Consider the following 17,789-nt stretch of genomic DNA (forward strand, 5'->3'; position numbering starts at 1 on the left):
CGCCAGGTCATGGCCGTGCCGCGTTCTGCACGCCGGAATTGGCGCCGTATGGGCGTTCGACGTCCACCTCGCGCGTGAGTTCCGCGTAGGTGTCAGGCCTGCGCGTGGTCAGGAAGGGGAACAGGTCCAGCCAGTCCTTGCGCTGGTCGAGGTCCAGATCGGCAATGAGCACAGCCTCCTTGTGCCGCGGTGCCTGTACCAGGACCCGCCCGTAGGGGTCCGAAATGAACGAGGACCCGTAGAACGTGATGTCCCCCTCGTCGCCTGTGCGGTTGGGGACCACCATGAAGGTGCCGTTGGTGATGCCGTGGCCGGTGATCACATGCTGCCACAGCGGTTGGTGGTCAAAGTCAGGGAAGGTCGGCTCGGAACCGATGGCGGTGGGGTACACCAGGATCTCGGCGCCGGCCAGGGAATAGAGCCGCGCAACTTCGGGGAACCATTCGTCCCAGCAGGTAGGAAGCCCGACGGCGGCATGGTCCAGTTCCGCTGGACGGTACACCGGGTAGGCGTCCCCGGCAGGGCCGGCCCGGAAGTAGGTGTCCTCGTAGTAGCCGGCGCTGATGGGGATGTGCGTCTTGCGTGTCCGCGCGAGCAGCTCGCCGGAGGGGGAGACGAGGATGGCGGTGTTGAAGCCCAGCCCGTCGTCGCCGTCGGCGCGTTCGTAGAGGGAGGCATGGACAGCGACACCGTGATCGCGGGCGGCGGTGGCGGCGAAGTCGAACGTCGGGCCATTGAGCAGATCCTCGGCGTCCCGCGCCGGGTTCGCTCCCGCCGTGACGTTTGCCGGGTATTTGGAGAGGGTCAATTCCGGCAGGAAGACGGACGTGGCGCCGCCGTCTGCTGCTTTGCCGATGGCATTGGTCAACACTGACCTCAGCTCGGCGGCATCGTTCCGCCAGCGGTGCTGGATAAGTGCCACGCGGAGAGGTTGGCGGGTCGATTCGCGGCTGCGGGCGAAGGAAGCGGGCGGCGTGGTGTTGCTGATGATGTCCATGGTGGATTTCCTGACTGGACCTAGGGGTCCTTGAAAGCCTGGATTCGGCATGAATCCGGCCTTGGTACGTGTTGTTGGATGGTGTTCATGCGCCAAGTTCCTGTCCGGGAACTTTCTGCAGCGGGCGGCTGGCAGCCAGCGAGTCGATGGCTGCCGATACCAGGGAACGTGCGTGCTCGGTGGTGATGAATCCGCTCAGCCAGCGTCCGGAGATGCCTTCCACGAGGCTGGTGAGGATCTCGGCGGTGACGGCTGCCTGATCATCATCGGCATCGGGGTTTGCTGCACGGATGGCCTCAGCGATTTCGCTGTTCCATTGGGACGTGGTCCGTGCGAGCGGCTCCGTCAGTTCCTGTTCAAAGATTGAGCAGGCCCGGAGTTCATTCCAGGCCACCGAGTTCCGGCGGACATCGGCGTCGTCCTTGATTTCGTCGAGGAGCAGATGCCTAAGGTGCTTGCCGCTGTTCTGGGTGGTCCGGGATCCGGGAACGTCGTCCTTGCTGACCTGCTTGTTGATGTGCTCGAGGGTAGCGGCGAGCAGGCCGGCCCTGTCGGTGAAGTGGTAGTACAGCAGTCCGGAGGAGACGCCGGCTTCCTTCGCAACATCGTTGACCCGCAGTCCCCGCACGCCGCTCCTGGCAATGCAGGTGGTGGCGGCGGTCAGGATCTTGGCTAGTTTGTCAGTCATGGTTTGACAGTAATACGTGCTCACCCCGCTCCGTTGACGTGCTGGCAAGGGTGGTGGATGGTTCAGGCCAGAGGCGGAGGGCGGCGAGATAGCCGAGGGACCCGATCACTGTGGAACCCAGGAAGCTGATGTCGATGCCGCCGCCCAAGTGTGCGAGTGGGCCGGTATAGAGGGACGTGTCCGTTGCGAGGAGCCCGAATACCGAGCCGATCGCCCAAGAAACCACTGCCCGCAGGTTCCAGCCCATGGTGAACCAATACCGGCCGGAGGGGCCGTCAGAGCGGAACAGTTGGAGGTCCGGCGGGCTGTAAATCCCCCTGCGCGCAAACAGGAAACCGAGGACGTTGATGGCTACCCATGGTCCGGCAAAACTGTTGAGGACCAGCGTCATCGCCGTGATGGAGTCGACGGCATTGAAGACAAAGACACCCAGATAGAGGAGCCCGACGGCGACTGCCGACGTAATGAGCGTGGTGTGGATCCTGCGGAGCCGCGGAAACAGTGCTTCGAGGTCCAAGCCGCTTGCGTAGAGATTCAGGACGCCTTGGCCGAGTCCGCCGGCCAGGGCGATCACGAGGATCGGTATCAGGTACCAGGCCGGAGCAGCACGAACCAGGTCCGCGACGTAGGAGCCGCCGAGTTCAGGAAGGGCGGCTGCGGTGAAGGCGCCGAAGAGTGCGGTGACAAAGAGGCCCAGGAACACTCCCGAACACGTCGCGGCCAGGACGGCACGGTCAGAGTGGTCCTTCCGGGAGATACGTCGGCTGTAATCTCCCAAGGTGGGTGCGTAGGACAGCGGGCCGCCGATGGAGATGACCACGGACAGGATCCAGGTGGGCCAGAAATCACCCAGCAGGTAGTCCGTATGCACGGTGGAAGGGCTGAACGTGGGGGCGAATGCCACCACCCCTGCGACCAGAAGGACACCGACCACAGGGGCCACAAACTTTTGCATGGCGACCACCGTTCCGTGGCCGAACAGGGCAACCAGGACAATCTCGATGGAAATGACCGCATAGCCGATGGCCAGGGTGGTGCCGTCCACGGGTACGCCCAGCAGCCTTTCAGCAGCGGCCACCAGCGCGTCTCCGGATGTCCAGACCGCGATTGCTGCGTACGCCAGTGCAAAGAGGAGCGTCAGTCCGGAGCCGATCAACCTGCCCCTGGTCCCGAAATGTGCCGCACTGGACACCGTGTTGTTGGTGCCGGTGCGGGGACCCAGGAGCGCCATGGGGGCGATGAGTACCGTGCCAATGACGAGCCCGGTAAAACTGGCCGTTGCGGCACCCACGAAATCGAGCCCGAACGTGATTGGAAGCCAGCCGAAAACGATGACCGAGAAAGCAAAGTTTCCGCCGAAGAAGACGGAGAAGAGATTACGTGGGCGGGAAGTGCGTTGATCGTCGGGAATGTACTCGATACCGACTGATTCGATGCGGCCGAAGCTGTCCTTGCCCGAGGACACGGCACCGGCTGGATCCGCGTCTTTGCGGAAGCGCGTGCTGAACATGTCAAGCCTTTCGTGAACTACATCACGTTGATGCAATGCATCCACTATAAAACCTGACTGAAATTTCAGTCAAGAGTGCTTGAGGGTCTCGATCCGGAGGGGAGTGGCGGCAATCATGAATGCGTCGCACCCGCTGACGCCCTGCGCCACGCTTCTCGCGGGTGCGCTGGGCGGGAGTGGGTGCGCTGGGCGGGTTTTGGTAATGCGTGGGGCGGGGGTGGGGGTGCCCGCGGGCCTCATGCTTGGGCGCGGGCTTCCTTTGCCGGCTTGGCGGGACGCTTTCGGATTTCGCGGAGAACGATTTGTTCCGGGCAGACCGTCGAGAGGAAGTCGCCGACCGAAAGAGCCAGGCGCTCGCCGACCAGCGAGTAGAGGATCCGGTTTGCGTCCCGGCGCTCGGAGACGAGGCCGGCCTGCCGCAGCACGCTGAGATGGCGGGAGATGGTGGGTCCCGTGGCGTTGAACCGCGAAGCGATCTCGCCGGCGGCCATTTCGCCGTCCTTGAGGTCCTGCAGGATCTGCCGCCGTGTGGGGTGTGCCAAAGCGGCGAAGATCTCGGACGCTGCATCTGCCATGTTTGCAATATAGCACATTAGCTATATACAGTTTAGCTTCATTGCTAATAAGCGAAGGAGCGAGAAGATGCGAGTAGCCATTACTGGTGGGACCGGGTTCGTGGGAAGTCACTTGGCTGAACGGTTGGCCAGCCCGGACACGGTGGTCATTTCACGCAGGACGGGGGTGGCCGTCGACGACGTGGAGGCCTTGACCGCAGCATTCGAAGGGGTTGATGCTGTGGCCCACTGCGCGGGCATCAACCGTGAGATCGGCGGACAAACCTTTCAAAAGGCGCACGTGGACGGAACCCGGGCGGTGCTCGATGCCGCACAGCGTGCCGGCGTGAAACGGATTGTCATGCTCAGCTTCCTTCGAGCCAGACCGGACTGCGGATCCGGCTATCACGAAACAAAGTGGGCGGCAGAGGAACTCGTTCGGGCGTCGGGGTTGGAGTACACCATCCTCAAAGCAGGCATGATCTACGGACATGGCGACCATATGGTGGACCACGTGACCCGGGCGGTGCGGTCCTTGCCGGTCTTCGCGACGGTAGGCTTCCGCGAGCGGACTGTCCGCCCGGTGCCAGTCGAGGAGGCCGTGACTGTTCTAATCGCGGCACTCCAGGGTCGGCTGCCGGATGCCACAGTAGCTTTGCTGGGCGCCGAAGAACTCGAGCTGGGGACTGCCGTGCGCCGGATTGCCAGGGTTGCGGGCCGCAAGCCATTGTTCGTACCGGTGCCAGTGTGGACCATCCGGGCCTTGGCACAGCTCACAGAGTGGCTGATGGTTGTTCCGTTGGTCGCCAAGGCGCAGGCCAGGATGCTCGCCGAGGGAGTGAGTATGCCAGCTCCGTATGCCTCGGATCTTCCCGATGAGCTAAAGCCGAGGCTTCTGTTTGACGAGGACCGGATAAGGGCCGCTTTGCCTGAAGGGAAATTCGGACTCAAGGACCTGCGCATCGTGAACTGGTGGCATGCGAAACGGCGAACCTCATGTGCCTGCAGCCGCCGGAGAGAGCGCTTGACGGCGGCCCCCGAGTCCTAGATAGTTCTCGTTGGGGGCGCGCAGGGTACTCCCTGTATTCTCCTAGGAACTCCCATGAGCCTTCGCATTCCCAGCCCGGGCGAACTGCCCGCGGCCAAGCCTGAGTTCGACGCCGACAAGTACCGCAAGGGGCGGCGGAGTCTCGGTACGGGTTTGATCGTCATGGCAGCGGTCAACGCCGCCGGCGTCACTTTCGTGTATGCGAGGGACTGGCACCTCCTGGCGACCATGGAGGATGCGGACAAGATCTTTGAATTTGGAGTACTGGCGCTCAACGTCCTGTTCTTTGCCGCATTGCTCGGCTGCGGCATCTGGAACATCGCCGCCCGGCGGGGCACGTCGATTGCCCCGCTGGTTATCGGCCTTGTGGTATCCGCGATGGCGCTGGCATTTGCTGTGATCAACACCGTGGATCTGGTGACGACCACCGGAAGAATGCCGCCAGTGTTCGCCATTCTGATCAATGCGGCCCTCGTTATCCAGGCCATCCGCCTGCTCCGGATGAAACCCGTGGCCCCCACACAGGAACCGGCCCGACAAAGCGTCCACCCGTTCTATCAGCCGTAGGGAGCGGAAGCCTCAGGCGAGTTCCTCAACCTCCGCAGCCTTCCGTCCCCTTTGCCGCAGCGCGAGCATGGGAAACAGCAGCACCGAAAGCATCCCCGCGCCCACCAGGGCGGATGCTATGCCGCTTGAGATGATCCCGGTGTCCTGCCCGATACCTGTGACGGCAACGATGATCGGGAGGCCCGTTGCCCCGAACAGGGCAATCGCGCGCTTCTCGGCGAAGGAGGAGTTCCTAGGCGCCGCGAGCATTGACGGCAGCCCACGGATGACCAAGAGAAGCAAAAGGAGCAAGGGAACAAGGGCAAGTGTCAGGGGGCTGGCCGCAAGGGCGCCAAGATCGAAATCGATGCCTGTGTCGATAAAGAAGATCGGAACCAAGAATCCGAAGGCAATGGCGTCCACTTTCGCCTCGATGACGGTCCGGTCCTGTTCGGGAGCCCGGGCGATAACTACCTTCCACAGGATTCCCGCCGCGAACGCACCCAGCAGCATGTCGAGTCCAAGAACCATGCTCAGCACTACCAGTACGGTGAGGATGAACATGATGGACCGCACGGCGAACTGGCTGCTGGTGTGCAGGGTGCGCGTGACCTGGGCGTGCAGGAAACGATGCCTCGAGCGCGAGGCGAGGAACACGGCCAATCCCGTGAGGAGTACGAATCCCAAGAGCACGGCTGATGCCGGACCGAGTTGCTTCCCGCTGAAGAACAGGGAAATCGCGACCAAGGGCCCGAATTCGCCGATTGCCCCGAGCGCGGAAACCGCGATTCCCATCGGAGTCCTGGACTCTCCGGCGTCCCGGAGAATCGGCAGCAGTGTTCCCAGCGCAGTGGAGCACAACGCGACGCCGATAATCACCGCGGCCTCCACGGAAGGGCCAAGGAGCAGTCCGGCGCCGATGCCTGCTGCAAGTGAGATAACCCAGCCAAGGCCTGCACGAGTTGCGGGTCGTCCCCGGATCAGCCCAAAGTCGATCTCGTTGCCGGCAACAAAGAACAGCATGGCCAGTCCGAAGTCGGCCAAGGTATCAGTGAACTGAACTGATTGGACCCATCCAAGGACGCTGGGGCCAAGGAGGATACCGAGCAGGATCTCGAACACCACCAGCGGCACCTTGACGAAGCGGTCAAGGGAGCGGACCGCCAGCGGCGCAGCGACAGCAAGCAAGGCAATGACAACCAATGACGTCGATAGGCCTTGCATCAGCGGTACCTCCGCCGCTTCGAAGGAAGAGTATTCCAAAGCTACCGCCACTGCTCAGGCCCGCGCCATAACGGCAGCGAGCCAATGCAGCAAGAAGCACGACGGCGAGGCGCCCGCCCTGCGAAGCGTCGCCGTCGTGCTTGATCGTCTAAGCGTGCGGCTGCCGCCGTTCAGTGGACCGTGTCCGGCGGCGTGCCGGGAGTCGGATAGGATAGCCGCGGACAGGTAGTCATACCGGTAGGCATCCCTCGCTTCCAGCGTCGCCCACGTAGACTCACGGACCCTGTCTTCGCATCTTTATTGGGGGATTCTTGAGCTCTGTACTCCGCCGTACCCGGCGCCGCGTTTCTGCTGCCATTCTTGCCGCCGGAGTGGGCGCATCGCTCCTCTTCGCAGCTCCCGCGCAGGCTTACGACGCTCCTGTCTTCGACGTGCCGGATGCCTCGCAGGAGCCCTTGCCCTACATTGACCGGGCTGCTGATGCAGCCGATGTCCTGGACCTCTGGACCAAGGGCGGGCCGGCCACGCGGAAGGCTGCAGGCGTGGCGCTGACGGGTGGCGCCGGTGCCGTGCAGGCCTTCATCGACGGCGGACAGGACGCGGCGCTCGCCACTGACCGGAAGCAACTGGTGACCGAATTGACGCAGAGCGGCACGGAGCACGTGCGTTCGTCTGCCTCGAAGATGCTGGCCACGGGCGATCCCGCAAAGATTGACGCTTTCCTGGCCACAGGGTGGGAGCGCGCCTGGCAGGTGGACTTGCGAATAGCGGCCACGAACTTCCTCCACTACGGAGTGGCGAGCGTGCAGAAGGCTGCCTCCACCAGCCTGGATACGTCCGAGGACGCTGTTGAGGAATTCGTGCTCAACGGCTGGAAGAAGGTCGCGGCCACCAACGACCGCGTGGAAGTGACGTGGTTGACGGATTCCTCTTCGCCCAGCGTCACCCTCGGCGCGCAGGCTGCCCTCGATACCTACGAGCCGGCTGTGCTGGCGGACTTCCTGCGCTACGGCCAGCACGTGGCTGCCGGCCGCGATGCTGAAGCAGCCTCTGTCACGAAGGTTCTGGAGCAGGTCAAGGCCGACGTCGCAGGCAACCCAACTGGAACCGCAGCTGTGGCTGACAGGGCGGAAGCCGCCGTCGGGCAGGCCAAAACCATCGCTGCCGCAGCGAGGACCGAAGACCAGGCGAGGCTGGGGGCGGACAGGACGGTTCTCGTCTCCCAGGCCAACAAAAGGGCCGTTCTGGAGGGCGTTGTCCTCGCCCGGCAAAAGCCGGCGCGTGAGGCGTTTGCCAATGCTGCGAAAGAGCTCCCTGGGCTGTTGAAGGCGCTGGCCGGAGCGGACCTGGACCAGGACATCGCCAAGGCCCGTCAAGCGACGTTGTACGTCTCGCTGGTTGAAACTCCGACGGTGCAGAAGGCTGCGAAGGACGCCCTGGAGGCCGGTGACCAAGCGGTTAAGACGTTCATTGCTACCGGTCTGGCTAAGGCACAGGCGGCCGGCGGCTCGGAGTTCGAGTCCGACCGCCAGCGCACCTATAACGCCATCGGCACCGGCGGTCCCACCGTCCAAAAGGCTGCGAAGGTGGCGCTGGAAACGGGCAGCCACCCGGATGTCCGCTACTTCCTGGAGTACGGATGGGCTCAAGCCGCAGAGCTGGACAACTCCATTTTCGCGTACAAGAGCATTGCGAACGGTGGCCCGGAAGAACGCACTGCCGCGGACGTGGCATTGAGTGGCAGCCGGGAAGATCAGCAGGCCTTCGCAACTGCGGGGCAATCCACCGCCGCCAATCGTGATGCGGCCACTGCCGCGCACATTGGGCGCATCGACTCCATGATTGCGGAGCTGACGGCCCTCGCCAACAAGGCAAGGCTCGACGCCGGTGCTGCGGCTGAAGCGGCCAAGGCGGCTGAAGCTGCTGAGGCAGCCCGTGCAGCAGAGGCTGCGCGCGCGGCTGAAGCCGCCAAGGCCGCTGAAGCCGCTCGCCAGTCGGCCGGTACGTCAGCGAATGCGCCGTTCTTCGACGCTGCGCGTGGCTCCGCCCCGATCGTCATGGCGTGGCCCCAGGCCCAGGCACCCGTCCTTCCTCTGGCAGATGCCGGAGCTTCACCGGCCGCCGCTGATGCTGCCGGGCTCCTGCCGACAATCACTGTTCCGTCCCCCGAAGCAGGATCAGGAGACGCATCCAACGAAGTAGCTTCGACAGAACCCGCAGCGCAGACCAGCACTACAGCCCTGAGCGGCTGGACCATCGGACTCATTGTGGGCTTGGTACTCGCTGCTGCGGCGGCCATCACAGTGCTGCTTCGCAGGAAGGCGCCGGCCGCCAAGGTTCCGGCAAAGAAGGCGTAGCCCCGCTGTTCGGACAAGCCCTAATTCCCGATCATGAGCATGGTGGCGATAGGGTGGACACTCGGCTGAAGCAAGCGGCCACAGGTACAACTGTGCGGAGCTGCTTCCATGCCGGACTACTCAGATCTGATAGACGTCGCCGCCTCGGCGTTCAGCCTTCCCGAGCTCCGTGACGGGCAACTCGATGCCATGGGCGCGCTCACCGATGGTCGTGATGTCCTGGCCGTCATGCCCACCGGCTACGGCAAGTCAGCCACCTACCAAGTCGCGACGTGGTACCTCCACCAACGCAAGGGCACGAACAAGACCGCACGTCCCGCCGTCGTGGTTTCTCCCCTCATTGCGCTGCAAGAGGACCAACGCGAGGCGCTGATTGAGCAGCTGGGTGATGGTGCTGCCGTGGCCATCAATTCATCCCGCAATGACTCTGACGTCGAGGCCGCGTGGGAAGCCGTTGAATCCGGGCGGGCGGCGTTCCTCTTCCTGGCCCCCGAACAACTGGCCAAACCGGGCACTGTGGACAGGCTTGGCAAGCTGGACCTCTCGGTGTTCGTGGTGGATGAAGCCCACTGCGTTTCGTCGTGGGGCCATGATTTCCGGCCCGATTACCTGGAACTCGGCAGCGTGCGGGAGCGGCTGGGGAACCCTCCCGTTGCAGCACTCACAGCCACGGCATCGCCACCGGTTCGGGACGAGATCGTGCAACGGCTCAACATGCGGGACCCCCTGGTCCTGGTTCGCGGCTTCGACCGGCCGAACATCAGCCTGGATGTCGTCCGTCACCAGGACGACAAAGCCAAGCGGTCGGCTCTCCTGGAGCAGGTTGCCAGGCTGGCAGGGGCGGGGGAGAAAGGGCTGCTCTATGCGGCCAGGCGCAAGGACACTGAGAAGTACGCCGCAAAGTTGGCGGACGCCGGCCTGAGTGCCGAGGCCTACCACGCTGGCCGTTCAGCTGCCGAGCGCGAGCGCATCCACGAGCAATTCCTGGCGGATGAACTGGATGTTGTCGTCGCCACGACGGCTTTCGGAATGGGCATCGACAAGCCCAATGTGCGGTTTGTGATGCACGCAGACATTCCCGAATCGCTGGACGCCTACTACCAGGAGATTGGCCGCAGCGGCCGCGACGGTGGGCCAGCGAAAGCCGTGCTGCACTATCGTGCCGAGGATCTTGGACTCCGGAAGTTCTTCGGCACCCACGCGCCGGATGAGGAAGCGCTGCTGGCTGTACTGAAGGTGGTGAAGCACGCAGGCGAGGCTGCGCCTAAGACGGCCATCGCCGAGTTGACCGGTTTGAAAGCGCGCCGTGTCACGGCGCTGGTGAACCAGCTGGAGGAATCCAAGGCAGTGCGGGTCGGGAGGCGCGGTGTCAGGCTTGTTTCGAAGGCCAAGCTTCCCGCACTGGTGAATCACGCTGTTGAGCTCGCTGAGGCGAGGCAGCGCGTCGACGAATCCCGCCTCACCATGATGCGCGCGTATGCGGAGACCGATGGGTGCCGCAGGCAGCTCCTCCTGGGGTACTTCGGCGAGGAACTCCCGGAAGAGTGTGGGAATTGCGATGCTTGCGCGGAGGCGGCCCGGCGCGCCGAAGCTCCGCTTGCCGAGGCAGCAACGCACGACGGCGGTGGGTCACCTTCTGACGGTCCCTTCCCGTTGCAGTCCCCGGTGGTCCACAAGGAGTGGGGTCCAGGGCTTGTCATGCGGTATGAGGATGACGTCATCACCGTGCTGTTCGAACGCGAGGGCTATAAGACCCTTTCCCGCTCGGCTGTTGTGGAGAATGAACTCCTGAAACCGGCCTAGGTATTCAATTCGAGCATCAATGCAGGGAGTTGGTCGGCGAGTTCGCGTGCGAGGTATCCGAGAGGACCAAGCTTGCTTGCCAAGCGGTCTGCGGCAGCCGCGTGAAGGTGCGTTCCCCAGCAGGCTGCCTGGGCATGGCTGGTTCCCCGCGCGCGAAGGCCGGAAATCGTTCCGGCCAGCACATCGCCGCTGCCGGAGGTACCCAGGCCGCCATATCCCGTGGTGATCTTCCACAGCGCGGAGTCGTCCGGTGAAGCGCTTGGCGGAGCGGCAATGAAACCCTGGCAGCTGACGACCGCGTCGAACCTCCGCGCCACGTCGGCTACGTCCTGCTGCAGGTCATTGGTGTCGCGGCCAAGCAGGATTCCTGCCTCCACGGGATTGGGAGTGAGGATCAGCCTGCCGCGCCACGGATCCAGTCGGTCCTCGAGCTTGGTTACCGAGGCCAGCGCGTAAGCGTCCAGTACGACGGCGGGACCGCTGCCCGTGCGCTCCGCACCGGTTGACTCCTCCCGGTCAAGGAGGGCGGCCAGCAGTTGCTCCGTCAGCCCAAGGTTGTCCAGGCCGGGCCCGACCAGGATGGCGTCCGATCGGTCCAGGTACGAGGAAATTCGGTCAAGTCCTTCGCCCGTCATCGAGCCCTCGCCATTTTCCGGCAAACCCACCGCCCCACACTCCGGCAAAGCAACACCCAGTTGGACGGCCACCGACTCGGGAACCGCCAAGGTCAATTTGCCGGCACCGGCCCGGAGGGCAGCGATCCCCGCCAGCAAAGCAGCCCCCGGCGTCGAACGCGAACCACCTATCACCAGCACTGCACCACGCGAATACTTGTCTTCGCCTGGCGCTGGCAGCGGCCAGTCACGCAGCAGTGACGGTGTGACGGGTGTTGGAGTTTCACTGTGGATGGACACTGGCATCCCCGGCATGCTCGGTTACAGTTACTCCCTGCTCCGTGAGGTGGTCCGCCACGTTGAAGCTCTCCAAGGTCCACGGGCCGGCGCCTGACGGCCGGACGTACCTTGTGATGGAGGCGTTCAGCACAGAGGTGGTTGACGCCAGGTCCAGGATCTCCTCCTCGGACATCCCTTCCAACACGTAGCGAACCAGCAGGATCACGGCGTCGTGGCACACCAGCATGACGCGGCGTCCACTGTTCAGGGTGTTGAGTTCGGCGAGCACGGAACGCAGCCTCAGCGCTACATCAGCCCACGACTCGCCCCCTGGCGGCCGGTAGTACAGCTTCCCCAACCACAGCCTGCGCTCCGCTTCCTCGGGGAACCGCGCCTGGACACCACGGCTGGTCAGCCGGTCCAGAATGCCCAATTCGCGATCCCGAAGCCGCTCGTCAGTGAGGATGTTTGCTTGCCAGCCTGCCGACTCGCAAGCTATGCCCGCGGTTTCCCTGGCCCTTGCATAGGGTGAGGACACCACTGCGTCCGGCCGGGAATCTTCCGGTATTTTTGCCAACGCGGTCCCGAGTGCCTTGGCCTGTTCCTGCCCGGTGCCCGAGAGGTTCACGTCCGCGTCGCGAGCAGGGACATCGATGACCTCCCGGCCGGCTTCGCGGGCCTCGGTGGCAGCTACGTTGCCCTCGCTCTCGCCGTGCCTGATCAGCAGCAGCTCCACGGCGCCCGCTTCCTGCACCGCATCTGTCAGCCCGTCGTCGTTCATCCGGCACCACCCCGTCTGTTTGCTTGGCCGAAAGCAGAAACCTATTCGCCCAGTACCCAATCGTGCTGGAGTCAAACGCCCGACGGCGACCTGCCGCCGTCGTCGTCGTCAAGGCCTGTTGCCGCCGCGCGTGGTGAAGTAAGTTGCTGGAATGGACGACACATACCAAGTCATTGTGGTTGGTGGCGGATTTGCTGGCGTTGCAGCAGCCAAGGAGCTGGGGCGCAAGGGCGTCAGGGTCCTGCTGATCGACTCAAACAACTACCATCAGTTCCAGCCTTTGCTTTACCAAGTGGCCACCTCGCAGATCGGCGTCTCGGCCATTGCGCGGCCGCTGCGGTCCGTGTTCCGTCGCTTCAAGAGCGTCAAGGTCCTGACAGCCAAAGTCGCGTCCGTTGATACCGCCGGTAAAACCGTCACCATCGAGGATGGCCGGACCTTTAATGGGCGGATCCTGATTCTTGCCGTGGGCGCTGTTCCCAATTTCTTCAACACCCCCGGAGCCGAGCAGTACGCCTACCCGCTCTACTCCGTCACTGATGCCACGAAACTTGGCACGGGGCTCACCCGCCTCCTGGACAAGGCCGATCGTGGCTCCGAGGGCATGGTGGACGTGGTGGTTGTGGGCGGAGGTCCCACCGGCGTGGAAACAGCGGGGGCGATGGCCGAGAACGTCAAGTACGTGGTCCGCAAGTATTTCTCGCCTGAACTGGCCGCCCGCTGCCGGGTGCACCTTGTGGACATGGTTCCGGTGGTCCTGAACGCATTCTCGAAGAAGTCACAGGACTACGCGGCCGACCATCTGGGGAAGGTGGGAGTACAACTGCACATGGGTGTGGGTGTGACGGAGGTCCGGGCAGATGGCGTCTCGCTGGCCGATGGCACGTTCATTCCGGCGCAGATCGTGGTGTGGGCCGGCGGTTTGAAGGCCGGCGATCTCATCTCCGGCTCGGGCCTTGCGCAGGGGAGGGGCGGGCGGATTGACGTCCGTCCGGACCTGACCGCGCCGGATGTTGACGGTGTGTATGTGCTCGGGGACGCCGCGAACATCACCGACGCCTCCGGCACCAAGCTGCCCCAGCTGGGTTCGGTGGCCCAACAAGCGGGCAAGTGGGCAGCCGGAAACGTGCTTGCGGACCTGAACGGTGGCACCCGCAAGCCTTTCCACTACGTAGACAAGGGCTACATGGCAATGGTGGGACGCGGCGCAGCGGTGGCCGAGCTTGGCCGTAAGCGTCTCCAGTTGCAGGGCACCTTCGCCTTCCTGTCCTGGTTGCTGGTGCACCTGGCGCTGTTGTCCGGCCTGCAGCAGAAAGCCCGCGCACTGTTCTCCTGGCTCAACGGGTATGTCCTTCACAGTCCCGCGCAGGTGGTGGTCAGTGGGCCGGTGGACAAGGAGCCTGATGCTTCGGGTACGTCTGGCTCTTCTGGTCCGTCCTGGGACTCTGGTCCGGAAGGGTCGGGGTCCACCGGGTAATAGGCTGGGGGAGAACCCCGAGCGAGGAGCACCATGTCACTGAAGGATCGTCTCAAAGCAGACGTCGTTGACCACATGAAAGCCGGCAACAAAACCGCGCTGACCACTGTCCGCAACGTGCTGGGCGAGATCACTACGCGTGAGAAGTCCGGTAAGACCCCGGTGGACCTGGACGATACGCAGGTGACGGCACTGCTTCAGAAGGAAGCCGCCAAGCGCCGCGACACGGCCAGGATCTACACCGAAGCCGGAGAATCGGACCGTGCCGCCGCCGAGGTTGCTGAGGCAGAAATCATCGAGGCCTACCTTCCCAAGCCGCTCGCGCGCGAGGAAGTGGAAGCGATTGTTGATGAGGAGATTGCCGCGCTGAAGGCGGACGGACAGGAACTTTCCATGCGGTCCCTCGGGGCTGTGATGAAGCCCGTGACGGCCAAGGTCGCGGGTCGTTTCGACGGCAAGACCGTCAGCGAGATCGTGCGCTCCCGGCTGTCCTGATGACGTGCGCGGGGCTGCTGAGCGTCAACCGGCGCCAAGCAGTCCCCGCAGCGTGTCAGCATTCCGCACGGCGTTCCCACCGCCGTCGTTATTGAAGTACGCGAACACATCCCTGCCGGTACCGGTCCACTCAAGGATCCGGTCTGCCCACCAGTGCATGTCGTCATCCGAATAGGAGCCGCCATAGAGGTGCTGATGGTCCGGTCCGTGCAGGCGGATGTAGACGAACGGCGCCGTGGCCTTCAGGATGCACGGCAGTTTTGCGCCGCTCATGATGCAGTAGGCGGCCTTATGGCGCTCCAGGATCGCATAAACGTCAGGATGGTCCCAGGACTCATGCCTGAATTCCACGGATACCCGGATCCAGTGCGGCACGGCTGTGAGGAAGTAGTCGAGCCGCGCGTCGTCGCGGGCGAAGTACGGCGGGAGCTGAACTAAAAGGACGGCCCTCTTGTCTCCCAGTTCGTGCCAGCACCGGGCGATCCGTTCCAGCCAGACCTCCGGGGCATAGAGCTTCTTGCCGTGGGTGAGGCCCCTGGGTGCCTTCACGGACATGGCGAAGCCGGGTGGAAGCCGGTCGCGCCAACCCGCAAACGTGGTGTCCCGCGGCCAGCGATAGAAGCTGGCGTTGAGCTCCACTGTGCTGAACCGCTCCACATAGGCTTGGAGCCGCTTGGCTGTGGGCAGGCCCGGCGGGTAGAGCACGTTGGCCCAATGGTCGTAGCTCCAGCCGGAAGTGCCGATGTGGATGGCCATGGTTTGGATGGTAGTTGCTTTGCGTGGTTTATCCACAGCTCGGCTCTGCCCGTTTGGTCCTGGTGCTGGCCGTCATACTGTACGTGCTCTTGCAAAGGTGGGCGAGACGTACCAAGGGCTACATCGGATTGGCTTTGGTCCTGTTTCTTGTAACCCTGGGCATTTCAGCGTTGACGACGAGTGGCGGCATGGATCCACTCTTCCCACTCTTGACGCAAGTGCTTGGTCCGCTGGTGGCCATTTCCTCCGCCTGGTGCTTCAGGCAGCACGCTCCGAGAGTCGTGGCAGTGGCTCAACCTGGGGGTTCCGCAGTAGTGAGTGAAAACTCCATTGCGGCCGTGGGCCAGGTAGGTGAAGTGCTCGCGGGGCTCTTCCCCATGCTGCCGCCTCAGTGGTCTGCCGCGTGGTTGGAGTTCAGGGAGATCGGTACCCACCGGGAAGGCCTCTTTGTTTTTGAGATGGACGGTGGGCGCTACACCAACGACGTTCCCGCGCAGTTGATGGACCAGCTATCGGAAGTCCGGCAATTGACGCGTGGTCCCGGCGGCAGCACGTGGTTCGAGTGCAAAGCCGAGCTCAACCCTGCGAAACCGGGTCACTACGAAACGGAGTTTATTTACCGGGAACCCGCGTGGGCGAAGCAGCCCGAAGCCGGGGACTACTTGGCGGAAACCGAACGCATGGAGCTTCCCGTGTGGTTCCTGCACAAGATGGCCACGGCCAGCTAGCTGCGACCCCATACTCGGCTCGCGCAAACTTGCACTCCCTGCTGCACCCAGGTGGCCGCGTGTTGCTTACCTGAGCTGGGCTTCACCCCTCAGGACCGGGTGCCGAAGAGTTTCTTGCTGATCCGTGACAAGGTGCCGGGTTCAAGGGACGGATCGATGATTGTTGGTTCGACGGAGAAGTCGGTGCCGCGGTCCGTGACGGGGCGGCGCCGGTTCTTCCAATCAACGGACTTGAATTCCGGGTTGTAGATCGGGGGAGTCACGCCTTCTTCACGGAAAATGTCCCACATCCACGGAGGGATGTTGTCTACGGTTCGCGGGTAGGCGAGGAGTTGCTGTGCCCACGTGGACGCGTCCGCCGGCCTCGCTCCCGGATGCCAGCTTCCATCACTCATTCGTCTGAGGTGCTCGTCGTCTGAGACATGGAGGGTGCCCGGCTTGTGCGGAAAAATACGAACTTCCGCTGTAGTCCAGGTACCGAGGCCCGGCTCGTAGGCTGTTTTCCGATACTCGTCGAGCCATTCATCGTAGGCCTCATAGGTGAATTCGTCGTCCGGCTCGGTCATGCCCCGCGTTCGAGTTTGGTCGTTTACTACCGCATACCTAAATCCGATAGTGTTCGAGCCCCGATGTATCAGCACGTAGTACAGTTCGTCGACGCCATGAGCAAAACCTGACTCACCGAATGCTTGGTCACGCAGCCTCTCAAGGCCCGCGTTGACGTAGGAATTCTCTTGCAATCCCGAATCCGTCACTTCTGCAGTTACCCAGCTTTCTAAAGGTTATTGTTTCTATGCGTCAGGTCTCGCCATCAGGAGCGGCTGCCGAAGAGCTTCTTGCCGATCCGTGACAAGACACCGGGATCCAGGGCGGGATCGATGACTGTTGGTTCGACGGAGAAGTCAGTGCCGCGGTCCGTGACGGGGCGTCGCCGGTTTTTCCAATCCACGGATTTGAATTCCGGGTTGTAGATCGGGGGAGTCATGCCTTCTTCCCGGAAAATGTCCCACATCCAGAGAGGTATGTGGTCTTCCGTGCGCGGGAAAACCAACAATTGTTGCGAACAGGCCGTGCTATCAGATGGCCATCCGCCTGGATACCACTCACCGTTTGAGGCACGCTCCAGGTGTTCTTCATCAAAGAGGTTAAGTTCGCCGGGCCGGTCGGGGTATATGTGGACCTCCGCAGTTACCCAAGTGCCCAGACCGGGCTTGTACGCGCGAGTGTGACACTCATCCAGCCACTCGGCCAAGGCCTCTTCGGAAAACTGAAGTTCTGAGCCTCTACGAACTCGCTTGCCGTCTTGGTACATTTGGCCACGCCAGAAAGTGCTTGTGGTTCTATGAACCAGCACGTCGACCAGTTCACTTGCTCCGTGAGCGAAGCCTTCGGAACCGAAGGCTTCCTCGCGCAAGCGATCCAATCCATCCGTGGTCCAGCCGTTGTCACACACGAAGTTTGTTTTCACGCCCTAAACTTTCCAGCCGCTAAGAGATTGTCATATCTGGCGACTACCGGATTTTCCGCTCCAAAGGAGTGTTCAAGCCTGACTGATGATGGAACGGACGCATCGTCGGATCGCTTTAACTCCATGCTCCAGCTTAGGTCAACGGGTTTCCCGTTCGATAAGTCGTCCTTGACCCTGTTAATAATATTCATTTCGCTGTCGTGGAAGTTGTTCCTTACATCGACCTCGTTGGGTGTGCCTTTGCCCCGGTTTTGCCACTCGTGGTGGGAACAGCCGGCTTTCTTGCCGATGAAGCCGAGGACAGAGTGGCTGGCATGGCTGCCGTCGTAGCCTGGTCCACCTCGGAGACCTGCCTTGATCCGGCCTTCGCCTTTGCGAGATGGGCGTTTTGATCCATGACGAGTGGGAAGGTGTTTTGTACGCCGTTGTCGACTTCGGCAACAACGTTGTAAGTCATGTGCGGC

17 protein-coding genes are annotated in these 17,789 nt (G+C 62.9%); 7 read left to right on the plus strand and 10 right to left on the minus strand.

Annotation, left to right across the window (positions count from 1 at the left end):
* Nucleotides 1-7: 7 nt before the first annotated feature.
* The 4 genes from ACIPY3_RS10915 to ACIPY3_RS10930 form a co-directional block, all read right to left on the minus strand.
* Nucleotides 8-997 (minus strand): nitrilase-related carbon-nitrogen hydrolase, encoded by a 990-nt coding sequence (locus tag ACIPY3_RS10915; protein ID WP_400333763.1) that lies wholly within the window; start codon nt 995-997, stop codon nt 8-10.
* 85 nt (nt 998-1,082) lie between these two features.
* Nucleotides 1,083-1,685 carry a TetR/AcrR family transcriptional regulator gene (locus ACIPY3_RS10920; RefSeq protein ID WP_400333766.1) on the minus strand — a complete coding sequence of 201 codons (603 nt, stop codon included), beginning with the start codon at nt 1,683-1,685 and terminating at the stop codon, nt 1,083-1,085.
* A complete protein-coding gene (locus ACIPY3_RS10925; RefSeq protein ID WP_400333768.1) occupies nt 1,678-3,195 on the minus strand; it encodes a purine-cytosine permease family protein in 1,518 nt (505 codons plus the stop codon). Before ACIPY3_RS10925 ends, ACIPY3_RS10920 begins: the two co-directional genes overlap by 8 nt.
* A gap of 236 nt (nt 3,196-3,431) precedes the next feature.
* Nucleotides 3,432-3,770, minus strand: coding sequence for a metalloregulator ArsR/SmtB family transcription factor (locus ACIPY3_RS10930; RefSeq protein WP_400333771.1), 339 nt, complete (start codon nt 3,768-3,770; stop codon nt 3,432-3,434).
* Between the two features lie 67 nt (nt 3,771-3,837).
* Here ACIPY3_RS10930 and ACIPY3_RS10935 point away from each other — a divergent pair, with 67 nt between their 5' ends.
* Both ACIPY3_RS10935 and ACIPY3_RS10940 read left to right on the plus strand, forming a co-directional pair.
* Nucleotides 3,838-4,797, plus strand: coding sequence for an NAD(P)H-binding protein (locus ACIPY3_RS10935; RefSeq protein ID WP_400333774.1), 960 nt, complete (start codon nt 3,838-3,840; stop codon nt 4,795-4,797).
* A gap of 54 nt (nt 4,798-4,851) precedes the next feature.
* A complete protein-coding gene (locus ACIPY3_RS10940; RefSeq protein ID WP_400333777.1) occupies nt 4,852-5,364 on the plus strand; it encodes a hypothetical protein in 513 nt (170 codons plus the stop codon).
* 12 nt (nt 5,365-5,376) lie between these two features.
* Here the strand turns inward: ACIPY3_RS10940 and ACIPY3_RS10945 are convergent, their stop codons facing one another.
* A complete protein-coding gene (locus ACIPY3_RS10945; RefSeq protein ID WP_400333780.1) occupies nt 5,377-6,567 on the minus strand; it encodes a cation:proton antiporter in 1,191 nt (396 codons plus the stop codon).
* Between the two features lie 311 nt (nt 6,568-6,878).
* Between ACIPY3_RS10945 and ACIPY3_RS10950 the strand changes: the two genes are divergently transcribed.
* Nucleotides 6,879-8,924 carry an ALF repeat-containing protein gene (locus ACIPY3_RS10950; RefSeq protein WP_400333782.1) on the plus strand — a complete coding sequence of 682 codons (2,046 nt, stop codon included), beginning with the start codon at nt 6,879-6,881 and terminating at the stop codon, nt 8,922-8,924.
* A gap of 108 nt (nt 8,925-9,032) precedes the next feature.
* On the plus strand, nt 9,033-10,727 hold the full coding sequence (locus tag ACIPY3_RS10955) for a RecQ family ATP-dependent DNA helicase (RefSeq protein ID WP_400333784.1): 1,695 nt from the start codon (nt 9,033-9,035) through the stop codon (nt 10,725-10,727).
* On the opposite strand, the gene ACIPY3_RS10960 is transcribed toward ACIPY3_RS10955, so the two are convergent.
* Together ACIPY3_RS10960 and ACIPY3_RS10965 are read right to left on the minus strand one after the other, a co-directional pair.
* On the minus strand, nt 10,724-11,647 hold the full coding sequence (locus ACIPY3_RS10960) for an NAD(P)H-hydrate dehydratase (protein ID WP_400333787.1): 924 nt from the start codon (nt 11,645-11,647) through the stop codon (nt 10,724-10,726). The genes ACIPY3_RS10955 and ACIPY3_RS10960 overlap by 4 nt on opposite strands.
* A complete protein-coding gene (locus tag ACIPY3_RS10965; RefSeq protein WP_400333790.1) occupies nt 11,625-12,401 on the minus strand; it encodes a histidine phosphatase family protein in 777 nt (258 codons plus the stop codon). Before ACIPY3_RS10965 ends, ACIPY3_RS10960 begins: the two co-directional genes overlap by 23 nt.
* A gap of 151 nt (nt 12,402-12,552) precedes the next feature.
* Between ACIPY3_RS10965 and ACIPY3_RS10970 the strand changes: the two genes are divergently transcribed.
* The gene (locus ACIPY3_RS10970; RefSeq protein ID WP_400333793.1) at nt 12,553-13,878 is read left to right on the plus strand and encodes an NAD(P)/FAD-dependent oxidoreductase; all 1,326 of its coding nucleotides are present in this window, start codon (nt 12,553-12,555) and stop codon (nt 13,876-13,878) included.
* 33 nt (nt 13,879-13,911) lie between these two features.
* A complete protein-coding gene (locus tag ACIPY3_RS10975; protein WP_400333795.1) occupies nt 13,912-14,373 on the plus strand; it encodes a GatB/YqeY domain-containing protein in 462 nt (153 codons plus the stop codon).
* A 24-nt stretch (nt 14,374-14,397) separates the two neighbouring features.
* Here ACIPY3_RS10975 and ACIPY3_RS10980 read toward each other — a convergent pair whose 3' ends face one another.
* A complete protein-coding gene (locus ACIPY3_RS10980) occupies nt 14,398-15,129 on the minus strand; it encodes a DUF72 domain-containing protein (RefSeq protein WP_400333798.1) in 732 nt (243 codons plus the stop codon).
* A 314-nt stretch (nt 15,130-15,443) separates the two neighbouring features.
* Here ACIPY3_RS10980 and ACIPY3_RS10985 point away from each other — a divergent pair, with 314 nt between their 5' ends.
* A complete protein-coding gene (locus tag ACIPY3_RS10985; RefSeq protein WP_400333800.1) occupies nt 15,444-15,857 on the plus strand; it encodes a hypothetical protein in 414 nt (137 codons plus the stop codon).
* A gap of 89 nt (nt 15,858-15,946) precedes the next feature.
* On the opposite strand, the gene ACIPY3_RS10990 is transcribed toward ACIPY3_RS10985, so the two are convergent.
* Nucleotides 15,947-16,423: a hypothetical protein gene (locus ACIPY3_RS10990; protein ID WP_400333803.1), complete on the minus strand. Its 477-nt coding sequence runs from the start codon at nt 16,421-16,423 to the stop codon at nt 15,947-15,949.
* 245 nt (nt 16,424-16,668) lie between these two features.
* Entirely contained in the window at nt 16,669-17,271 is a 603-nt protein-coding gene (locus ACIPY3_RS10995; protein ID WP_400333806.1) for a hypothetical protein, read from the minus strand.
* Between the last annotated feature and the right edge of the window lie 518 nt (nt 17,272-17,789).

This window comes from Paenarthrobacter sp. NPDC089714, assembly GCF_044748905.1.
In the GTDB taxonomy this organism is placed as follows: domain Bacteria; phylum Actinomycetota; class Actinomycetes; order Actinomycetales; family Micrococcaceae; genus Arthrobacter.

What these genes read in the sequence shown, in the direction of transcription:
- ACIPY3_RS10915 (WP_400333763.1), bottom strand. Translation starts at nt 997, where the DNA reads ATGGACATCATCAGCAACACCACGCCGCCCGCTTCCTTCGCCCGCAGC.
- ACIPY3_RS10920 (WP_400333766.1), bottom strand. Translation starts at nt 1,685, where the DNA reads ATGACTGACAAACTAGCCAAGATCCTGACCGCCGCCACCACCTGCATT.
- ACIPY3_RS10925 (WP_400333768.1), bottom strand. Translation starts at nt 3,195, where the DNA reads ATGTTCAGCACGCGCTTCCGCAAAGACGCGGATCCAGCCGGTGCCGTG.
- ACIPY3_RS10930 (WP_400333771.1), bottom strand. Translation starts at nt 3,770, where the DNA reads ATGGCAGATGCAGCGTCCGAGATCTTCGCCGCTTTGGCACACCCCACA.
- ACIPY3_RS10935 (WP_400333774.1), top strand. Translation starts at nt 3,838, where the DNA reads ATGCGAGTAGCCATTACTGGTGGGACCGGGTTCGTGGGAAGTCACTTG.
- ACIPY3_RS10940 (WP_400333777.1), top strand. Translation starts at nt 4,852, where the DNA reads ATGAGCCTTCGCATTCCCAGCCCGGGCGAACTGCCCGCGGCCAAGCCT.
- ACIPY3_RS10945 (WP_400333780.1), bottom strand. Translation starts at nt 6,567, where the DNA reads ATGCAAGGCCTATCGACGTCATTGGTTGTCATTGCCTTGCTTGCTGTC.
- ACIPY3_RS10955 (WP_400333784.1), top strand. Translation starts at nt 9,033, where the DNA reads ATGCCGGACTACTCAGATCTGATAGACGTCGCCGCCTCGGCGTTCAGC.
- ACIPY3_RS10960 (WP_400333787.1), bottom strand. Translation starts at nt 11,647, where the DNA reads ATGCCAGTGTCCATCCACAGTGAAACTCCAACACCCGTCACACCGTCA.
- ACIPY3_RS10965 (WP_400333790.1), bottom strand. Translation starts at nt 12,401, where the DNA reads ATGAACGACGACGGGCTGACAGATGCGGTGCAGGAAGCGGGCGCCGTG.
- ACIPY3_RS10970 (WP_400333793.1), top strand. Translation starts at nt 12,553, where the DNA reads ATGGACGACACATACCAAGTCATTGTGGTTGGTGGCGGATTTGCTGGC.
- ACIPY3_RS10975 (WP_400333795.1), top strand. Translation starts at nt 13,912, where the DNA reads ATGTCACTGAAGGATCGTCTCAAAGCAGACGTCGTTGACCACATGAAA.
- ACIPY3_RS10980 (WP_400333798.1), bottom strand. Translation starts at nt 15,129, where the DNA reads ATGGCCATCCACATCGGCACTTCCGGCTGGAGCTACGACCATTGGGCC.
- ACIPY3_RS10990 (WP_400333803.1), bottom strand. Translation starts at nt 16,423, where the DNA reads ATGACCGAGCCGGACGACGAATTCACCTATGAGGCCTACGATGAATGG.